This window comes from Tahibacter amnicola, from assembly GCF_025398735.1.
GTDB classification, from domain to species: Bacteria; Pseudomonadota; Gammaproteobacteria; order Xanthomonadales; family Rhodanobacteraceae; genus Tahibacter; species Tahibacter amnicola.
Genome location: NZ_CP104694.1, coordinates 2,434,761 through 2,451,794, shown reverse-complemented (window position 1 = coordinate 2,451,794; position 17,034 = coordinate 2,434,761). Strand labels below are relative to the sequence as shown.

The 17,034-nt window shown below is 64.6% G+C and carries 16 protein-coding genes; 9 read left to right on the top strand and 7 right to left on the bottom strand.

Annotated elements, in window-relative coordinates; all coding sequences use genetic code 11:
- Positions 1-56 precede the first annotated feature (56 nt).
- Positions 57-1,124: an alanine dehydrogenase gene (ald, locus tag N4264_RS10450; RefSeq protein ID WP_261696974.1), complete on the bottom strand. Its 1,068-nt coding sequence runs from the start codon at positions 1,122-1,124 to the stop codon at positions 57-59.
- 293 nt (positions 1,125-1,417) lie between these two features.
- Here ald and trxB point away from each other — a divergent pair, with 293 nt between their 5' ends.
- The 4 genes from trxB to infA all read left to right on the top strand — a co-directional run bounded on the left by trxB (position 1,418) and on the right by infA (position 4,725).
- Positions 1,418-2,380 carry a thioredoxin-disulfide reductase gene (gene trxB / locus N4264_RS10445; RefSeq protein WP_261696973.1) on the top strand — a complete coding sequence of 321 codons (963 nt, stop codon included), beginning with the start codon at positions 1,418-1,420 and terminating at the stop codon, positions 2,378-2,380.
- Positions 2,381-2,427: 47 nt separating this feature from the next.
- Entirely contained in the window at positions 2,428-3,597 is a 1,170-nt protein-coding gene (locus tag N4264_RS10440) for a GNAT family N-acetyltransferase (RefSeq protein ID WP_261696972.1), read from the top strand.
- Entirely contained in the window at positions 3,594-4,337 is a 744-nt protein-coding gene (aat, locus tag N4264_RS10435; RefSeq protein WP_261696971.1) for a leucyl/phenylalanyl-tRNA--protein transferase, read from the top strand. Before N4264_RS10440 ends, aat begins: the two co-directional genes overlap by 4 nt.
- A 169-nt stretch (positions 4,338-4,506) precedes the next feature.
- Positions 4,507-4,725, top strand: a complete 219-nt coding sequence (gene infA / locus N4264_RS10430; protein ID WP_133820089.1) for a translation initiation factor IF-1 — start codon at positions 4,507-4,509, stop codon at positions 4,723-4,725.
- Positions 4,726-5,257: 532 nt separating this feature from the next.
- Here infA and clpA read toward each other — a convergent pair.
- Positions 5,258-7,534, bottom strand: a complete 2,277-nt coding sequence (clpA, locus tag N4264_RS10425) for an ATP-dependent Clp protease ATP-binding subunit ClpA (protein ID WP_261696970.1) — start codon at positions 7,532-7,534, stop codon at positions 5,258-5,260.
- 41 nt (positions 7,535-7,575) lie between these two features.
- Entirely contained in the window at positions 7,576-7,902 is a 327-nt protein-coding gene (clpS, locus tag N4264_RS10420; protein WP_261696969.1) for an ATP-dependent Clp protease adapter ClpS, read from the bottom strand.
- A 110-nt stretch (positions 7,903-8,012) separates the two neighbouring features.
- Between clpS and N4264_RS10415 the strand changes: the two genes are divergently transcribed.
- The 4 genes from N4264_RS10415 (at position 8,013) to acnA (ending at position 13,197) form a co-directional block, all read left to right on the top strand.
- Complete coding sequence (locus N4264_RS10415; RefSeq protein WP_261696968.1) at positions 8,013-8,507, top strand: NUDIX hydrolase; 495 nt, start codon at positions 8,013-8,015, stop codon at positions 8,505-8,507.
- Between the two features lie 3 nt (positions 8,508-8,510).
- The gene (mnmA, locus tag N4264_RS10410) at positions 8,511-9,629 is read left to right on the top strand and encodes a tRNA 2-thiouridine(34) synthase MnmA (protein WP_261696967.1); all 1,119 of its coding nucleotides are present in this window, start codon (positions 8,511-8,513) and stop codon (positions 9,627-9,629) included.
- Positions 9,626-10,249, top strand: coding sequence for a high frequency lysogenization protein HflD (gene hflD / locus N4264_RS10405; protein WP_261696966.1), 624 nt, complete (start codon positions 9,626-9,628; stop codon positions 10,247-10,249). The genes mnmA and hflD overlap by 4 nt, the downstream gene beginning before the upstream one ends.
- Positions 10,250-10,500: 251 nt before the next feature.
- On the top strand, positions 10,501-13,197 hold the full coding sequence (gene acnA / locus N4264_RS10400) for an aconitate hydratase AcnA (RefSeq protein WP_261696965.1): 2,697 nt from the start codon (positions 10,501-10,503) through the stop codon (positions 13,195-13,197).
- Between the two features lie 113 nt (positions 13,198-13,310).
- On the opposite strand, the gene N4264_RS10395 is transcribed toward acnA, so the two are convergent.
- The 3 genes from N4264_RS10395 to N4264_RS10385 form a co-directional block, all read right to left on the bottom strand.
- Positions 13,311-13,808, bottom strand: coding sequence for an RES family NAD+ phosphorylase (locus tag N4264_RS10395; protein ID WP_261696964.1), 498 nt, complete (start codon positions 13,806-13,808; stop codon positions 13,311-13,313).
- On the bottom strand, positions 13,805-14,251 hold the full coding sequence (locus N4264_RS10390; protein WP_261696963.1) for an Xre family toxin-antitoxin system antitoxin: 447 nt from the start codon (positions 14,249-14,251) through the stop codon (positions 13,805-13,807). The genes N4264_RS10395 and N4264_RS10390 overlap by 4 nt, the downstream gene beginning before the upstream one ends.
- Positions 14,252-14,339: 88 nt before the next feature.
- Positions 14,340-14,771, bottom strand: coding sequence for a YybH family protein (locus tag N4264_RS10385; protein WP_261696962.1), 432 nt, complete (start codon positions 14,769-14,771; stop codon positions 14,340-14,342).
- A 159-nt stretch (positions 14,772-14,930) separates the two neighbouring features.
- Between N4264_RS10385 and N4264_RS10380 the strand changes: the two genes are divergently transcribed.
- Complete coding sequence (locus N4264_RS10380) at positions 14,931-16,613, top strand: long-chain-fatty-acid--CoA ligase (RefSeq protein ID WP_261696961.1); 1,683 nt, start codon at positions 14,931-14,933, stop codon at positions 16,611-16,613.
- A 70-nt stretch (positions 16,614-16,683) separates the two neighbouring features.
- Here the strand turns inward: N4264_RS10380 and N4264_RS10375 are convergent, their stop codons facing one another.
- Positions 16,684-17,031 carry a PilZ domain-containing protein gene (locus N4264_RS10375; protein ID WP_261696960.1) on the bottom strand — a complete coding sequence of 116 codons (348 nt, stop codon included), beginning with the start codon at positions 17,029-17,031 and terminating at the stop codon, positions 16,684-16,686.
- Between the last annotated feature and the right edge of the window lie 3 nt (positions 17,032-17,034).

Sequence of the window (17,034 nt, the reverse complement as noted above, 5' to 3'; positions counted from 1 at the left end):
ACCGATCCCCGGCAAACCCCGGCCAAGGCCGGGGTTTGCGCAGGCACGGCGTTGGATCAGACCAGGCCCTTGAGCGCCGGGTGCACGATCTGGCCGTTGTCGACATTGATGCCGCGGCGCAGCGGTTCGAATTCGCGCCACTGCGAACCGGCAGCCATGCGCTGGACATACGGCAGGATCGCGGCCGAGATCGCCTGCGAGGAGGTCTGCGGCACGGCGCCCGGCATGTTGGTCACCGCAAAGTGCGTGACGCCGTCGACCAGGTAGGTCGGCTCGGCCCAGGTGGTCGGACGGGCGGTTTCGAAGCAGCCGCCCTGGTCGATCGAAATATCGACCAGCACGCTGCCCGGCTCCATCGTCTTGACCATGTCACGCGTTACCACGTGCGGGGCCTTGGCGCTGGGAATGAGCACGGCGCCGACGACGAGGTCGGCCGTGGCCACTTCGCGCGCGACGTATTCTTCGTACGGATACAGCGCGGTGACGTTGGTGCCCAGGGCCATCATCTGGGCCAGGCGGTCCGGGCGCTTGTCGAACACGACGACGTTGGCGCCACCTGCAGCCGCCAGGGCGGCCGAATTGCCGCCGGCCGCGCCCGCACCGAGCACGACGACCTTGCCACGCTCGGTCGCCGGCAGGCCGCCGAGCAATTTGCCCTTGCCGCCCATCGGCTGATGCAGCAGATGGGTACCCACCTGGATCGCGATGCGGCCGGCGATGATCGACATCGGCGCAAGCAGGGGCAGTGAGCCGTCGGCTTCCTCGACCGACTCGAACGCCACGCCGGTCAGGCCGATGTCGAGCAGGCGCCTGGTCAGTTCCGGTTCCGGCGCCAGGTGCAGGTAGCAGAACAGCTGGTGGTGCTTCTTCAGGCGTTCCAGGTCGCCCTTGATCGGTTCCTTGACCTTGACGATCAGTTCACCGGCTTCGTACAGCGCGTCGGCGTCCGCCGCGATCTTCACGCCGACCCGGGTGAAGTCCGCGTCCGTGAAGCCGCTCTTGTTGCCCGCGCCAGACTGCACGAACACCTCATGACCGCGTTTGACCAAGTCCGCACAGGCGGCCGGCACGAGCGCGACGCGCCCTTCCAGGGTCTTGGTTTCCGACGGGATACCGATACGCATCTCAGCAATTCCTCAATGTTATGAAAGCTCAATCACCGCCACGGTACGCGGCGCTACGCCCGGTGCCCTCCCGAGCCCATGCTTAGCTTCTGGTCGTGCCCTTGAATCGCTCGCGCATTCTCCCCATCCTTCCGGATCCTCGTGCCGCCTGCACGGCCTACGGCGCGTACGCCGAGGCATGCAGGATTGAGGGACTGTTTTCACGGACGGCGGGACCGAGGCGGGTATGAAACCCGTGCCCGACGCGAATATCGATACGTTCAAGGCCGCCAAAAAGCGGCGAGGGATTATACATGAGCACCCCCAAGCACAGTCGCCTGCTGATTCTCGGTTCAGGCCCCGCCGGGTATACCGCCGCGGTATATGCCGCGCGCGCCAACCTCAAGCCGCTGCTGGTGACCGGAATGCTGCAGGGCGGCCAGTTGATGACGACGACAGACGTCGACAACTGGCCCGGCGACGTGGAGGGGCTGCAGGGGCCGCAGCTCATGGAGCGCATGCTGGCGCATGCACAGCGGTTTGAAACCGAGATCGTGCTCGATCACATCCATACGGCCGATCTGTCCCAGCGCCCCTTCCGCCTGACCGGCGACAGCGGCACCTACACCGCCGACGCGATCATCATCGCCACTGGCGCCACGGCGAAGTACATGGGCCTGGAGTCGGAAGAAAAGTACAAGGGCCAGGGCGTTTCGGCCTGCGCGACCTGCGACGGGTTCTTCTTCCGCAATCAGGACGTGGCCGTGATCGGCGGCGGCAACACCGCCGTCGAAGAAGCGCTATACCTTGCAAACATTGCCAGCAAAGTCACAGTTGTACATCGTCGCGACAAGTTCCGCGCCGAGAAGATCCTCCAGGACAAGCTCTTCGCGAAGGAACGCGCCGGCAAGGTGGAAATCGTCTGGAACCACCACGTCGACGAGGTTCTGGGCGACACGACCGGCGTGACCGGCGTTCGCATCAAGAGCACCCAGGACGGATCCACCCGCGACCTGGCCGTCACCGGCATGTTCGTGGCGATCGGCCATACACCGAACACGGCGCTGTTTGAAGGCCAGCTCGATATGGTGAATGGCTACATACGGATTCGTACCGGCCTGGAAGGCGGCGCAACGGCGACCAGCGTTCCCGGCGTATTCGCTGCGGGCGACGTTGCCGACCAGGTGTATCGCCAGGCGGTGACCTCCGCGGGCTTCGGCTGCATGGCGGCACTCGACGCCGAGAAATACCTGGACAAGCTCGGCCTGGCCGGCTGAGCCGAAGCGCGGTCGGGGCGGCTGCCGCCGCCCTGCCCCTCCTCCCCATGGATGTGCGGTTCCATCCCCGCCTCGCCGACATCGACGCCGCCGCCTGGAATGCCCTGCGGCCCGATGACAGTCCCTTCCTGTCGCATGCCTTCCTGGAAGGCCTGGAACGCACCGGCTGCATCCGCTCCCACTGGGGCTGGCAACCGCACCATCTGGGCCTGTACCGCGACGGTGCGCTCATCGGCGCCGCACCGCTCTACCTCAAGGGCAATTCGCACGGCGAATTCGTATTCGACTGGGCCTGGGCCGCCGCGTACGAACGCAGTGGCCGCGACTACTATCCCAAGCTGCTGGCGGCTGTCCCGTACTCACCGGTGAGCGGCCCGCGCCTTCTGGCCGGCACGAGCCCGGATCCCGCCGTGCAACGCCATCTCATCGAGGCCATCCGAGGGGAATGCGACCGGCGCCAGCTTTCGACGGCCCACGTCAACTTTCTACAACCCCGCGATGTGGAATTGTTCGACACGCCGCACTGGCTGGCACGATCGGACTGGCAGTTTCACTGGCACAACCGCGCCTATCGCGATTTCGACGACTTCCTCGACGCCCTCACGCACAAGAAACGCAAGAACATCCGCCAGGAACGCGCGCTGGTCGCACGCAGCGGCGTCCATGCGCAGATCGTGCAGGGCGACGAGCTCGACGATGCGATGTGGCGTTTCCTGCACACCTGCTATTGCACGACCTTCCAGGAGAAGGGCAACCATCCGGCACTGACCGCCGACTTCTTCCGCCACCTCGGCCAGCACCTGCCGCGCAATGTGGTGGCGATCATCGGCTACCGCGGCGCCACGCCGATCGCGGCCGCGCTCTGCCTGCGTGATGCGACCACCCTTTACGGACGCTACTGGGGCTGCCTCGAAACGGTGCCCGGCCTGCATTTCGAGCTGTGCTACTACCAGGGTATCGACTACTGCATCCGCCACGGGCTGCAGCGCTTCGAGCCCGGCGCACAAGGCGAACACAAGCTGGCGCGTGGGTTTCTGCCCCGGCGCACGCGGTCCTTCCACTACGTGGCGGACCTGCGCTTCCGCCAGGCGATTGCCGATGCGCTGCGCCACGAGGCGCGGGCCATCAGCGACTACGGCGCGGAGCTTGAACGGCATTCGCCCTATGCGGACCATGTCTGCCACGGCGCCCCTTCTGACCCGCCCGAGTTCCCGTGATCCGCATACCGATCCTCCGACCCGGCAGCCGCGAAGCGTTTCCGCGCATCGACCAGGCCCTGCATGAGCCCAACGGCCTGCTCGCAGCCGGCGGCGATCTCAGCCCCACCCGGCTGCTGGAGGCGTACCGGCACGGCATCTTCCCCTGGTTTTCCCCAGGCGAGCCGATTCTCTGGTGGTCGCCGGACCCTCGCATGGTGTTCGCGACCGACGCGGTCCACCAGTCCCGGCGCCTCAACCGCTGGCTGCGCCAGTGTCCGTGGACGATCGATGCCGATCGGGAGTTCCGTGCGGTGATGATCAGCTGTGCAGCACCGCGCCCGGGGCAGACGGGCACCTGGATCACCGCTTCGATGCTCGATGCCTATTGCCTGCTCCACGAAATGGGACACGCCCATTCCATCGAGGTGTACGAGGCCGACCGGTTGATTGGCGGCCTGTACGGCGTGGCCGTCGGCCAGATGTTTTTCGCCGAATCGATGTTCAGCCACGCCACCAATGCGTCGAAGGTGGCATTGATGGCACTGGCGGCGACCCTGCGCCGCTGGGGCTGGCCGCTGATCGACGCCCAGGTCAGCTCCGACCACCTGCGGACCCTGGGGGCTATCGAACTGCCGCGGCAGGCGTTTGCCGCGCACGTCGCCCGCCTGACCGCCCGCGCGGGAGCCACCGGGTCCTGGACCGGATGTCTTGCGCTGGAACGCGCCGCCGAGCTGGCCGGTCAACCGGCCGCCCGCTAGGGGTCATTGGCGCCTGCATGCGGCGTCCGGCGGGCGCGACAGGCCCCTTCCCGGCCGGAATTCGGACGGACGGCCGCCCCGCCCGGCAGGGATTGCTTCCCGTGGGAGCGTCAACGTGGCAGAATCCCGCGCCGCTTACGACCCCCCGGTCACACCACACGAAGGGCAAATGTCCAAAGACGACGTCATCGAGATGGAAGGCACGGTGCTTGAAACCCTGCCCAACACCATGTTCCGCGTGAAGCTGGAAAACGGCCACGTGGTTACGGCCCATATCTCCGGCCGCATGCGCAAGAATTACATCCGCATCCTGACCGGCGACAAGGTCAAGTGCGAAATGACCCCGTACGACCTGACCAAGGGTCGTATCACGTACCGCATGAAGTAACACTGCCGACGATGTAGCTGGCGTGGCTTCTCCCAGCAAGCGCGCCAATGGCCGCTGGCGGCCCCCGGCGACCAGCCACCCCGCCCTCATCACGGCTCGTGACCTGGCCGGTGTCTGGTATGGGACCGCTGTTTCGGCGTCCGATGGCGCCCGCGGTGACGGGCTCGTCATTCGCAATCCGCATATGCGACGAGGACCGCCTCTATCGGGTGGCGGTTGAAACCGGAAGCTGGCCCGTCAAGAACGATACCGTGCGCACGGTGGCCGAGACCGTCGGCGGCTACGTGGTCGAAAAGATCGACTACTACGTCGAGGACTACCGGCTCCAACGCCCTTCCAAAGCAACGCAGGTTCTGACGGCGCTCAAATCCGGCCAGGTGTTCTCGTCTCGGCGCGCTGGCGCGAACTTCCAGCTGGCTGCCGATCCCCTGCGCTACACGGCAATCCGGAGCGAATCCGTAAGCCCGGACTGGCCGGCGCCACGCGTGAAAAGGCCGCCCGATACCTCGGACGGCCCCTGGTTTCCCGGCAGTCAGACGATTGCCGGCAGTTTCGTATCTTCTTCCGCGATCTGTACGTCGAGGTTGCCGTCCTTCACGCCCAGGTTGACGCGCCCGCCGTCGACCAGCCTGCCGAACAACAGTTCGTCGGCCAGTGGACGCTTTACGTTGTCCTGGATGACCCGCGCCATCGGGCGGGCACCCATCTGCGGATCGAAGCCGTGGTCGGCCAGCCAGCGGCGGGCCTCGGCGTCGACGTGCAGCGAGACGTGCTTCTCCTGCAACTGGGTTTCCAGCTCGATGAGGAACTTGTCCACAACGCGCAGGATGTGTTCCATGTCCAGCGCACTGAACTGCACGATGGCATCCAGGCGGTTGCGGAATTCCGGCGAGAACTGGCGCCGGATGGCTTCCATCGCATCGGTGGAGTGATTCTGCGTGACGAACCCGATGGTGCGGCGCGCCGCCTGGGTGGCGCCGGCATTGGTGGTCATCACCACGATCACGTTCTTGAAGTTCGCCTCGCGGCCGTTGGTATCAGTCAGCGCGCCGCGATCCATGACCTGGAGCAGGATGTTGAACACATCCGGATGCGCCTTCTCGATCTCGTCCATTAGCAGCACGCAGTGCGGATGCTTGACGATCTGCTCGGTCAGCAGGCCACCCTGGTCGAAACCGACGTAGCCCGGAGGCGCGCCGATCAGTCGCGATACCGAATGGGCTTCCATGTACTCGGACATGTCGAAGCGGATCAGCTCGATCCCGAGCTGCAACGCAAGCTGTCGCGTGACTTCCGTCTTGCCGACGCCCGTGGGGCCTGCCAGCAGGAAGCAGCCGATCGGCTTCTGCGGATTGCCCAGGCCGGAGCGCGCCATCTTGATGGCACCGGCGAGCGAATCGATCGCCGGATCCTGGCCGAACACCACCATCTTGAGATTGCGATCGAGATTACGCAGGACATCGCGGTCGGATGCCGACACCTGCTTGGGCGGGATACGCGCCATGCGGGCGACGATGAACTCGATCTCCGGAACGTCGACAACCGTCTTGCGCTTGTCTTCCGGCACCAGGCGCTGGCGCGCACCGGCTTCGTCGATCACGTCAATGGCCTTGTCCGGCAACAGGCGGTCGGCGATGTGCTTGACCGACAGGTCCACGGCGGCTTTCAGCGCGTCGTTGGTGTATTCCACATTGTGGTGTTCTTCAAAGCGCGACCGCAGCCCCTTGAGGATCTCGAAGCTGTCCGCCACGCTCGGCTCGACGACGTCGATCTTCTGGAAGCGACGCGCGAGAGCACGGTCTTTTTCGAAGATCGCGCGGTATTCCTGGAAGGTGGTCGAACCAATGCAGCGGATCTCGCCCGATGCCAGCATGGGCTTGATCAGGTTCGACGCATCCATCGTGCCGCCCGACGCGGAACCGGCGCCGATGATGGTGTGGATCTCGTCAATGAAGAGGATGGCGTGCGGCTCCTTCTTCAACTGGCCGATCACCGCCTTCAGACGCTTTTCAAAGTCACCGCGATACTTGGTGCCAGCCACCAGCGCACCCAGGTCGAGCGCGTAGATGGTCGATTCCTTGAGGACGGCGGGAACGTCGTTCTCGACAATGCGCTTGGCCAGGCCTTCGGCCAGCGCAGTCTTGCCAACGCCGGCTTCGCCGACGTACAGCGGGTTGTTCTTGCGCCGGCGGCACAGCACCTGGATGGTGCGCTCGACTTCCTCGGTGCGGCCGATGAGCGGATCGATCTTGCCCTGGCGCGCCAGCTCATTGAGGTTGGAGGCAAATTCGGTCAGCGGATTGCCCTTGGGCTCGCCGCCATCCTCCGCTTCGCGCTCGCTGCCGCCCACACCCGGTTGCTGCTGCGGCTCGTGGCCGATCTTGGCAATCCCGTGCGAGATGTAATTGACGACATCCAGCCGGGTGATTTCCTGCTGGTTGAGGAAATACACCGCGTGGGAGTCTTTTTCGCCGAAGATCGCGACCAGTACGTTGGCGCCGGTCACTTCTTTCCGGCCCGACGACTGCACGTGGTAGACCGCACGCTGCAGCACCCGCTGGAAGCCCAGTGTCGGCTGCGTATCGCGTTCATCGCTCGGCGGCAACACCGGAACCGTCTCGGCGATGATCGCCTTGAGTTCCTTGCCCAGCTTACCGATGTCCGCGCCGCACGCCCGCAGCACGGCAGCCGCTGAGGGGTTCTCCAGGAGCGCCAGGAGAAGATGCTCGACGGTCATGAACTCATGGCGCTGCTCACGCGCCTCTTTGTAGCACTGGCCGATGGTGAGCTCGAGATCTTTGCTGAACATGCCTTACCCCTGCTTCAGGATGCGCACTAGGTGGGGCCCACTCATGCTTTTTCCATGGTGCACAACAATGGGTGATGGTTGGCGCGCGAAAATTCGTTGACCTGGGTGACTTTCGTCTCCGCAACCTCGCGGGTGTACAGCCCGCACACGCCGCGTCCGCGCAGGTGTACATGCAACATCACCTCGTGGGCGCGCTCGTAGGCGAAGCCGAAGAAGGACTGCAGGATCTGCACCACGAAATCCATGGGCGTGTAGTCGTCGTTGAGCAGCATCACCTGGTACATCGGCGGCCGCGCCACCTCGGGGCGCGCCTCCTCTACTGCCAGGCCGTGTTGATGCTCTCGGTGGTGTTGGGAATCGCCTGACATCGTCCAGCCGCTGTTTCGAACTCGGGTCCAGTATAGCGCCGCTGATGGGGCCTGAACCGTCGATCGCAAGTGTGCCGGGTTTGAAATCGTGCTCGTGTAACATTACGTGGATGACCACCGAAATCCTGACGAACGGCACCAGCGATGAAACCATCTGGCGGCCACATGTAACCGTTGCGACGATCGTGCCACGCCAGGGCCGTTTCCTCCTGGTCGAGGAGAACATCCGCGGCGACAGGCTGTTCAATCAACCAGCCGGCCACCTCGAAGCCGGCGAATCACTGGCCGAGGCGGCCGTCCGGGAAACCCTGGAGGAAACCGGCTGGGAAGTGACGCTCGACTGCCTGGTGGGAGTGCACCAGTGGGTGAACCGCCAGTCCGACCGTCACTTCGTGCGATTTACCTTTGCCGCCACTCCCTGCATGCATCATGCCTCCCGGCCGCTGGACGTGGGTATCGAGCGGATCCACTGGCTGGGCCGGCAGGAGATCGCCGCGCTGGGTGACCGGCTGCGCAGCCCGCTGATCCTCAGCAGTATCGATGCCTGGCTGGGCGGCCAGCGCCTGCCGCTGACGGCTGTCCAATCCGCCGCGGGACCGACCTGAGCCATGGGCGAGGGCCTGGTCATGGTCGGCGTATCCGGCGGAGTGGACTCCTCCGTTGCCGCGCTCCTGCTCAAGCGCGCGGGGCGCCCGGTCGCCGGCATGTTCATGAAGAACTGGGAGGACGACGGCCGCCTGGGCGAATGCGAAGCGGACCGCGATCGCCTCGATGCGCTCAAGGTCTGCGCGGCCCTGGACATCCCGTTTCACACGCGCAATTTCTCAGGGGAGTACTGGAATCAGGTATTTACCCACTTCCTGGCCGAGTATCGCGCCGGGCGCACGCCCAATCCGGACGTCCTGTGCAACCGCGAGATCAAGTTCCGGACCTTCCTCGACCACGCCCGCGAGCTGGGCGCCGGACGGATCGCCACCGGGCACTACGCCCGTACCGATTGCGTCGACGGCCGCCACCGGCTGCTGCGCGGCCGTGATACGAACAAGGACCAGTCCTACTTCCTGTACACCCTGGGCCAGGCTCAGCTGGCAGCGACGGAATTTCCCGTCGGCGAGCTGCCCAAGCCCACCGTGCGCGACATGGCGCGCGAAGCGGCCCTGCCCACGCACGCGAAAAAAGACTCCACCGGCATCTGTTTCATCGGCGAACGCGACTTCCACGCCTTTTTGGCCCAGTACATTCCTGCACAACCCGGCGAAATGTTGACGCCAGAAGGCCGACGCATCGGCACGCACCAGGGTGTCATGTATTACACGCTGGGCCAGCGGCAGGGACTGGGCATCGGCGGACAGCGCGATGCCAGCGGCGACCCATGGTACGTCGTCGGCAAGGATGTCGCCGCCAATGTCCTGTATGTCGCGCAGGGCAATGCCAGCCACTGGCTGGATTCGCGCCGTCTGCTGGCAGGCGAGGCTAGCTGGACCGCCGGCACCGGGCCCGTGGACGGTCTGCGCTGCACCGCCAAGACGCGCTACCGCCAGGTCGACCAGCCCTGCACGCTCTGCTATCACAACGACCAGTTGCTCGTGACGTTCGACCAGCCGCAACGGGCCGTCACGCCCGGACAATCCGTCGTGTTCTATCGCGACGAGGAATGCCTGGGTGGCGCAGTCATCGCCGCCACGGATGCCCCGATTGGCGGCATGACTTTCGGAACCAATCCATGAATGAAGAACGCGTCATCGCGCTGGCAGGCATCTTCCAGTCCGCCGCCCTCGTCCGGACCATTGCCGTGACCGGCAACAACGACACCGCCGCGTTCGAATCGAGCATCGCCAGCATTCTGCGCATCGACGCGGACAGCCCGGCCCAGGTGTTCGGCGGCATCGCCGGCGTCCGCCTGGGGCTGGAAGCCCTGACCCAGCAAGTCGACGACCCCCAGCGCGCTGCCGCGGTGACCCAGATCGCCGCTGCCATCATGCGCGTCGAACGCAAGCTGGCGCGCCGGCGCGACCTGCTCGACCGCCTGCGCGAAGGTATCAGCGGCGTGCAGCGTCAGGTCGATCACCTGGGAATCGGTCATTCCGCCGTCAGCAGCCGCCTGGCCGAGCTCTACGCCACCACCCTGTCGACCCTGCGTCCGCGTGTCGTCGTACAGGGCAACCCCTTGTTCCTGCAGCAGAGCCACCTCGTGGAGCGCATTCGCGCCACGCTTCTGGCCGGCGTGCGCGCGGCCGTTCTCTGGCGTCAGCTCGGCGGAAACCAGTGGCAACTGTTCCTGCAGCAGCGCCAGTGCCTGATGCTGGCCCGGGGCCTGCTGGCCCGCTGCCGGCTGGACGGCGGCTGACCCCCACCGGGGGACGACAAGCCCGTCGTTTCAGTCAAACGGGCGTTTCAGTCATAATAGGGTGATTTTTCGGGCGCCGGATTCCATCGGTGGCAGTCCCGGAGAGCTGCAGTTTCAGGGGCCGCTTCGCGGTGCCGCATCGGAGCCGGGGTCCGGCGCCGACACGGCAGTCCCTGCTGTTGCGCGCATTTCCGCCAGACCGCCGCCGCGCTCCGCCCTCCCTTCAAGCTGCTGCACGCCAGGAGAACGGAATGAAAGACTCTTTCTCGACCAGAACCTCGATCGAGGTCAACGGTCAGCGTTACACCATCGCCAGCCTCGCGAAGCTGGGCGAACGCTTCAACCTCAAGCGTTTGCCGTTCTCGATGAAGATCCTCCTGGAGAACCTTCTGCGCCAGGAGGATGGCCTCAACGTAACCGAGAAAGAGATCGAGGCGGTCGCCAACTGGAACGCCACCAAGGAACCGGACACCGAAATTTCCTTCATGCCGGCCCGCGTCGTGCTGCAGGACTTCACTGGCGTGCCTTGCGTGGTCGACCTTGCGGCCATGCGTGATGCCGTCGTCCGTCTCGGCGGCGAGGCCAGCCAGATCAATCCGCAGATCCCGTCGGAACTGGTCATCGACCACTCTGTCCAGGTCGACGTCTTCGGCAAGCCCGAAGCCCTCGATCTCAACGGCAAGATCGAATTCGGCCGCAACATCGAGCGCTACAGCTTCCTGCGCTGGGGCCAGAACGCGTTCGACAACTTCAAGGTGGTGCCGCCCAATACCGGCATCGTCCACCAAGTGAACCTGGAAAACCTCGCCCGCGTGGTGATGACGCGCACCGAAGGCAAGGAAACCTGGGCCTTCCCGGACACCGTCTTCGGTACCGATTCGCACACCACGATGATCAACGGCATCGGCGTGCTCGGCTGGGGCGTCGGCGGCATCGAGGCGGAAGCGGCGATGCTGGGCCAGCCTTCGTCGATGCTGATTCCCCAGGTCGTCGGCTTCAAGCTCAGCGGCAAGCTGCCGGAAGGCGCCACCGCGACCGACCTCGTCCTCACCGTCACGCAGATGCTGCGCAAGCATGGCGTGGTGGGCAAGTTCGTCGAATTCTACGGCGACGGCCTGGATCACCTGGCCCTGGCTGACCGCGCCACCATCGCCAACATGGCGCCCGAATACGGCGCGACCTGCGGCATCTTCCCGATCGACAACGAAGCGCTGAACTACCTGCGCCTGTCCGGTCGCGACGAGGCCCTGGTGCAGCTGGTCGAAACCTATGCCAAGGCACAGGGCCTGTGGCGCGAGCCCGGCCAGGCCGACGCCGACTACAGCGCGGTGCTGTCGCTGGACCTCGCCGACGTGAAGCCCTCGCTGGCTGGCCCGAAGCGCCCGCAGGACCGCGTCCTGCTGGAAAACGTGGCCGGCAACTATCGCGAAGCACTGGCACCAATGTCCGACGCGCGCGCCACCCGCACCAAGGCGGCGACGCCGGGCCAGGCCGTCGTCACCAAGGACGGCAGCCAGTACACGCTCAAGGACGGTGCCGTCGTGATTGCCGCGATCACCTCCTGCACCAATACGTCCAACCCGGCCGTCATGCTGGGCGCCGGCCTCCTTGCCCGCAACGCCGTCGCGCGCGGACTGAAGGCAGCCCCCTGGGTGAAGACCTCGCTCGGCCCAGGCTCGCTGGTGGTGACCGACTACCTCAAGAAGGCCGGCGTGCTCAAGGACATGGAGCAGCTCGGCTTCTACGTCGTCGGCTACGGCTGCACGACGTGCATCGGCAACTCCGGCCCGCTGCCCGAGGAAGTGTCGGCAGGTATTGCCGAGGGTGATCTGGTCGTGACCTCGGTGCTCTCGGGCAATCGCAACTTCGAAGGCCGCGTCCATCCCGAAGTGAAGATGAACTACCTGGCCTCGCCCCCGCTGGTCGTCGCCTACGCCATCGCGGGCACGGTGGACATCGACCTGAGCAAGGATCCGATCGGCCACGATCCTGCCGGCAATGCCGTGTTCCTGCGCGACATCTGGCCGTCCAACAAGGAAATCGGCGACACCATCGCCACCACGGTCGGTCCGGAAATGTTCAAGAAGAACTATGCCGACGTGTTCAAGGGCGACAACCGCTGGAACCAGATCGCTTCGCCCGAAGGCGGCATCTACAGCTGGGATGGCAGCTCCACCTACATCAAGAACCCGCCCTACTTCGACGGCATGACGATGTCCGTTGGCAGCATCGCCGACATTCACGGCGCCCGCGTGCTGGGCCTGTTCGGCGATTCGATCACCACCGACCACATCTCACCCGCCGGCGACATCAAGGCCACCTCGCCCGCCGGCGTGTTCCTGCAGAGCCGCGGCGTGGCCAAGGTTGACTTCAACTCCTACGGTTCGCGCCGTGGCAACGACGACGTGATGGTTCGCGGCACCTTCGCCAACATCCGCATCAAAAACCTGATGCTGGGTGGTGAAGAAGGCGGCAATACCTATCACTACCCCAACGGCGAGAAGCTCTCCATTTATGACGCTGCCATGCGCTACAAGGCCGAGGGCGTGCCGCTGGTGGTGATCGCCGGCAAGGAATACGGCACCGGCTCGTCGCGCGACTGGGCCGCCAAGGGCACGATGTTGCTGGGCGTGAAAGCCGTGATCGCCGAAAGTTTCGAGCGCATCCATCGCTCCAACCTGGTCGGCATGGGCGTGCTGCCGCTGCAGTTCCAGGACGGCGAAAACGCGCAGACGATCGGCCTGAAGGGCGACGAAGTGTTCGAGATCGCTGGACTCAATGACGGTGCATCGAAGGAGATCGAAGTCGTGGCCAAGGGCCCGACGGAAACCAAGCGCTTCACCGTCAAGGTGCTTCTGCTGACCCCGAAGGAAGTCGAATACTTCCGTCACGGCGGCATCCTGCCCTACGTGCTGCGCCAGTTGGCCCAGCAGCCGAAGGCGGCCTGAGCAGTCGCGGAATCCGTGGGAAAGGCACAAAGCCTTTCCCACGCCGCCCGGTCATGGCCGGGACAGACACAGAATCGATTTACGTTTCACCCGTCCCGACCGCGGCGCGCGCCTCAGCGCTGCCGCTTTGCGGCGATCTTCTGCTCGCTTTTCCACATCCGGTCATCGTATAGAAAATCTTCCGCGCGCACTATCTGCAGCTGGCCGAACTGCGGCGAGTTGGCCCGCAGCAGTACGTTCCGTTCGCTCGTGGAAAGCACGCTCGGCACGGAAAGCCCCAGCGAAGACGAGTGCCGCGCCCAGCGATCACCCACGGCGCGCGACGTGCTGGGATCATCCCCCTCCCAGGACGCGTCCGCCGCGTGTGGCTGATCTTCGAACTGCTCGACAACGGCGTCGTCCGGCAGCGCGATTTCCAGCTTTACGTGCAGGATGGTGCGATATTCCAGTGAGAGGTGGACGAATTTCTCCAGCAGGGCCAGGGATTCGGTCGAGGCCGTGTAGAGAATTGGTGTTCCGGCGGAATGCCAGCGTCCGGGAAACAGCTTGGCCCCTTCGACAGAGAGCGGGGTGGCGGCAAATTCTTTGCGAATGATCCGCCAGACAATCACGGAACAATACCGTGGTAGATCTGCTCAAGCAGCAACGTGACGGCTTCGGTGCCGGCCGCGTTGTCGAGCAGGTCTAACGGGGCCCTGTCGCCCAGGCCAGGCTGGGGCCGGCTCATCCAGGAGCGCACGTTTGCGTCGTTCACGAGCACGCGCTGGGCAACGCCCAGCACGCCAATGATGCGGTACAGGGCATCGGCCTCGGCGCCAGTGAGGTCGACCTTTTCCTTGAAGCGGCGTTCGAGCGTCGACGGGCTGATGCGAATCAAGCGCGCCAGGCGCTCGCGGGGAATGCCCAGCTTGGTGGCTGCGGCATCGGCGACACCCAGGGACAGGCCCTTGCGCAGCAGAGCGTCGTACTGGAGGGCTGTGGAGGGAACACGGAAGCGGGCCGAACCTCGATTTGCCTGGAGGAACCGGGAAACGTCTTCGGCCGCTGCGCTCATCGCTGTTCTCCATATGACGGATTGGTCCCCGTCATATGACGACTATACCCCCGTACCGCGCTCCCGGTAAACGTTTCGCGCGTTTTCGTCACTTTTGTTCCCAGTTCGCGCTGATACACCGCCATTGGCTGCCGTCCCGCTTCCACCCGGTGGTAAATGCGTAGACGGCACCACGATCCGGCAGCCAGCCTTCTCCGCCGGTCAGGGTGGCATCGACCCGGGCAGTCGCCCGCGTCCCCTGCAGCTGGACGTCAATCGAACCGAGCACGATGACGATTTTCTCGTTACGCAGCAGCAGTGCACGCAACGTGTCCTGGACGGCCTTCCGGTCGTACTGGCCGTTGCCGCCGGTGAAGTCGTCGGCCACATAGGCCATGAATTCCCGCGGTTGATGCTGCTCGACCGCCGCTTCCATGGCCGCAATGGCCTCGCGGATGCGGGTTTCATCCGGCGTGCCCCGGCATGCCGCCAGCGCCGCCGACAGCGCCAGCGTGGCCAGCCCGAAAATCCGTCGATTCATGTCGCCTCCTGCCGGTTGGTCCGGGGGGGATTTGCGCATACCCCCGCTGCCGCTGCAATGCCGCTTGCTGCGTTTTCCGGGCATATGCTCCAATCAGGCCTGATTCGCCGCCCGCCAGCGGCTACCCCGACATCCCTGACCGCCGAGGTTACCGAAACGATGAGCACCCAACGCCCCTGGCTCGCGAGCTATCCTTCCGGCGTTCCGGCCGAAATTGATCTCGACGAGTACAGTTCCGTCGTGGCGGTGCTGGAGTCGGCCTGTGAGCGCTTCCGCCACCGGCCGGCGTTCTCCAATATGGGCAAAGTGCTCACCTATGGTGACGTCGACCGTCTCAGCCGCACCTTCGCCGCATTCCTGACCGGCGAATTGGGTCTGAAGAAAGGCGACCGCGTCGCGCTGATGCTGCCCAATGTGTTGCAGTATCCCATCGCCATCTTCGGTGTGCTGCGTGCGGGTCTGGTGGTGGTCAACACCAACCCCATGTACACGGCGCGCGAACTCAAGCACCAGCTCAATGACTCCGGCGCATCAGCCATCGTCGTCCTCGACAACTTCGCCGGCACTGTCGCCGAGGTGATCCGGGAAACGTCCTGCAAGCACGTGATCACCACCGGTCTGGGCGACCTCCTCGGTTTCCCCAAATCCATTCTCACGAATTTCGTCGTCAAGTACGTCAAGAAGCTGGTGCCGGCCTATCGTATCGACGGCGCGATCCGCTTCCGCGACGCCCTGTCCCGCGGCGAGCGGCATTCGTACAAGACTGCCGGACTGACCCACGACGACATTGCCTTCCTCCAGTACACCGGCGGTACGACAGGCGTTGCCAAAGGTGCGATGCTCACCCACCGCAATCTCATCGCGAACATGCAGCAGGCATCAGCCTGGCTCGGCGTGAATGCGCGCCTGGGCGAGGAAGTCATCATTACCGCGCTGCCGCTCTACCATATCTTCGCGCTGACGGCGAACGGACTCGTCTTCATGAAGTTCGGCGGCCTGAACTACCTCATCACCAACCCGCGTGACATGCCGGGGTTCGTCAAGGAAATGTCTGGCGTCAAATTCACGGCCATCACAGGCGTAAATACGCTCTTCAACGGCCTGCTGAACACCCCGGGATTCGACAAGCTCGACTTCTCCAGCCTGCACCTCACGCTTGGCGGCGGCATGGCGGTGCAGCGTGCGGTGGCCGAGCGCTGGAAGAAGGTCACCGGCATCACCCTGATCGAGGCCTACGGCTTGACCGAGTCCTCACCCGCCGCCTGCATCAACCCCATGGACCTGCCCGACTACAACGGCTCGATCGGCCTTCCGATCCCGTCCACCGAAGTCAGCGTCCAGGATGACAACGGTAACCACCTGCCGATGGGCGAAGTGGGCGAACTGTGCCTGCGCGGACCGCAGGTCATGAAGGGCTACTGGAACCGTCCGGAAGAGACGGCGAAGGTCCTCAGCGCCGACGGGTGGCTCCACACCGGCGACGTGGCGCGCATCGACGACAAGGGTTACGTCTACATCGTCGATCGCAAGAAGGACATGATCCTCGTGTCGGGATTCAATGTGTATCCGAATGAAGTCGAGGATGTCGTCGCCACCCATCCGGGCGTACTCGAGGTGGCCGCGATCGGCGTTCCGGACGACAAGTCCGGCGAGGCGGTGAAGATCGTGGTCGTCCGCAAGGATCCAAACCTCAGCGCCGACGACCTGCGCGCGCACTGCAAGGCGAACCTCACCGGCTACAAGCTGCCGCGCTACATCGAGTTTCGTGACTCCCTGCCCAAGAGCAATGTCGGCAAGATCCTGCGCCGCGAGCTGCGCGACGCACCAAAAACCGCCGCATAACCGGCCGCCGCGCGTTCCAGAACGAAAAAACCCGCCGAACGGCGGGTTTTTTCGTTGCGTACGAGGTGCCTCAGCTGCGATACGACTCCAGCGAGTCGGCATATCCGCCCAGGAGATCCCACAGGGGAACCTCCTTGTTTTCGGGAATCCGCGCATAGGCGAAGCCGATGCTTTGCTCGGTCACCCGCGCGACCGTGGCCTCGACATGGATGTTGAGCTGATCGCCAATCATCATGTCGAGAACGAACAAATCTCCGGCGTGTCCCGTGAACCCCTCGGGGCGCTTGACCAGCACGCCCGTGGCGGAAATATCTTCCAGTTCACTCGACCACGCGTCACCACCGTGCATCATCAACACGGCGGAACGGATCTTCATTCGCGCGGGGCGCATGCCTGTTCGCGCCTTCGGCTCTTTCATATG

Bases quoted from the DNA above. Each gene is read 5' to 3' on its own strand.
- ald (WP_261696974.1), bottom strand. From the start codon at position 1,124: ATGCGTATCGGTATCCCGTCGGAAACCAAGACCCTGGAAGGGCGCGTC.
- trxB (WP_261696973.1), top strand. From the start codon at position 1,418: ATGAGCACCCCCAAGCACAGTCGCCTGCTGATTCTCGGTTCAGGCCCC.
- N4264_RS10440 (WP_261696972.1), top strand. From the start codon at position 2,428: ATGGATGTGCGGTTCCATCCCCGCCTCGCCGACATCGACGCCGCCGCC.
- infA (WP_133820089.1), top strand. From the start codon at position 4,507: ATGTCCAAAGACGACGTCATCGAGATGGAAGGCACGGTGCTTGAAACC.
- clpA (WP_261696970.1), bottom strand. From the start codon at position 7,534: ATGTTCAGCAAAGATCTCGAGCTCACCATCGGCCAGTGCTACAAAGAG.
- clpS (WP_261696969.1), bottom strand. From the start codon at position 7,902: ATGTCAGGCGATTCCCAACACCACCGAGAGCATCAACACGGCCTGGCA.
- N4264_RS10415 (WP_261696968.1), top strand. From the start codon at position 8,013: ATGACCACCGAAATCCTGACGAACGGCACCAGCGATGAAACCATCTGG.
- mnmA (WP_261696967.1), top strand. From the start codon at position 8,511: ATGGGCGAGGGCCTGGTCATGGTCGGCGTATCCGGCGGAGTGGACTCC.
- hflD (WP_261696966.1), top strand. From the start codon at position 9,626: ATGAATGAAGAACGCGTCATCGCGCTGGCAGGCATCTTCCAGTCCGCC.
- acnA (WP_261696965.1), top strand. From the start codon at position 10,501: ATGAAAGACTCTTTCTCGACCAGAACCTCGATCGAGGTCAACGGTCAG.
- N4264_RS10390 (WP_261696963.1), bottom strand. From the start codon at position 14,251: ATGAGCGCAGCGGCCGAAGACGTTTCCCGGTTCCTCCAGGCAAATCGA.
- N4264_RS10385 (WP_261696962.1), bottom strand. From the start codon at position 14,771: ATGAATCGACGGATTTTCGGGCTGGCCACGCTGGCGCTGTCGGCGGCG.
- N4264_RS10380 (WP_261696961.1), top strand. From the start codon at position 14,931: ATGAGCACCCAACGCCCCTGGCTCGCGAGCTATCCTTCCGGCGTTCCG.
- N4264_RS10375 (WP_261696960.1), bottom strand. From the start codon at position 17,031: ATGAAAGAGCCGAAGGCGCGAACAGGCATGCGCCCCGCGCGAATGAAG.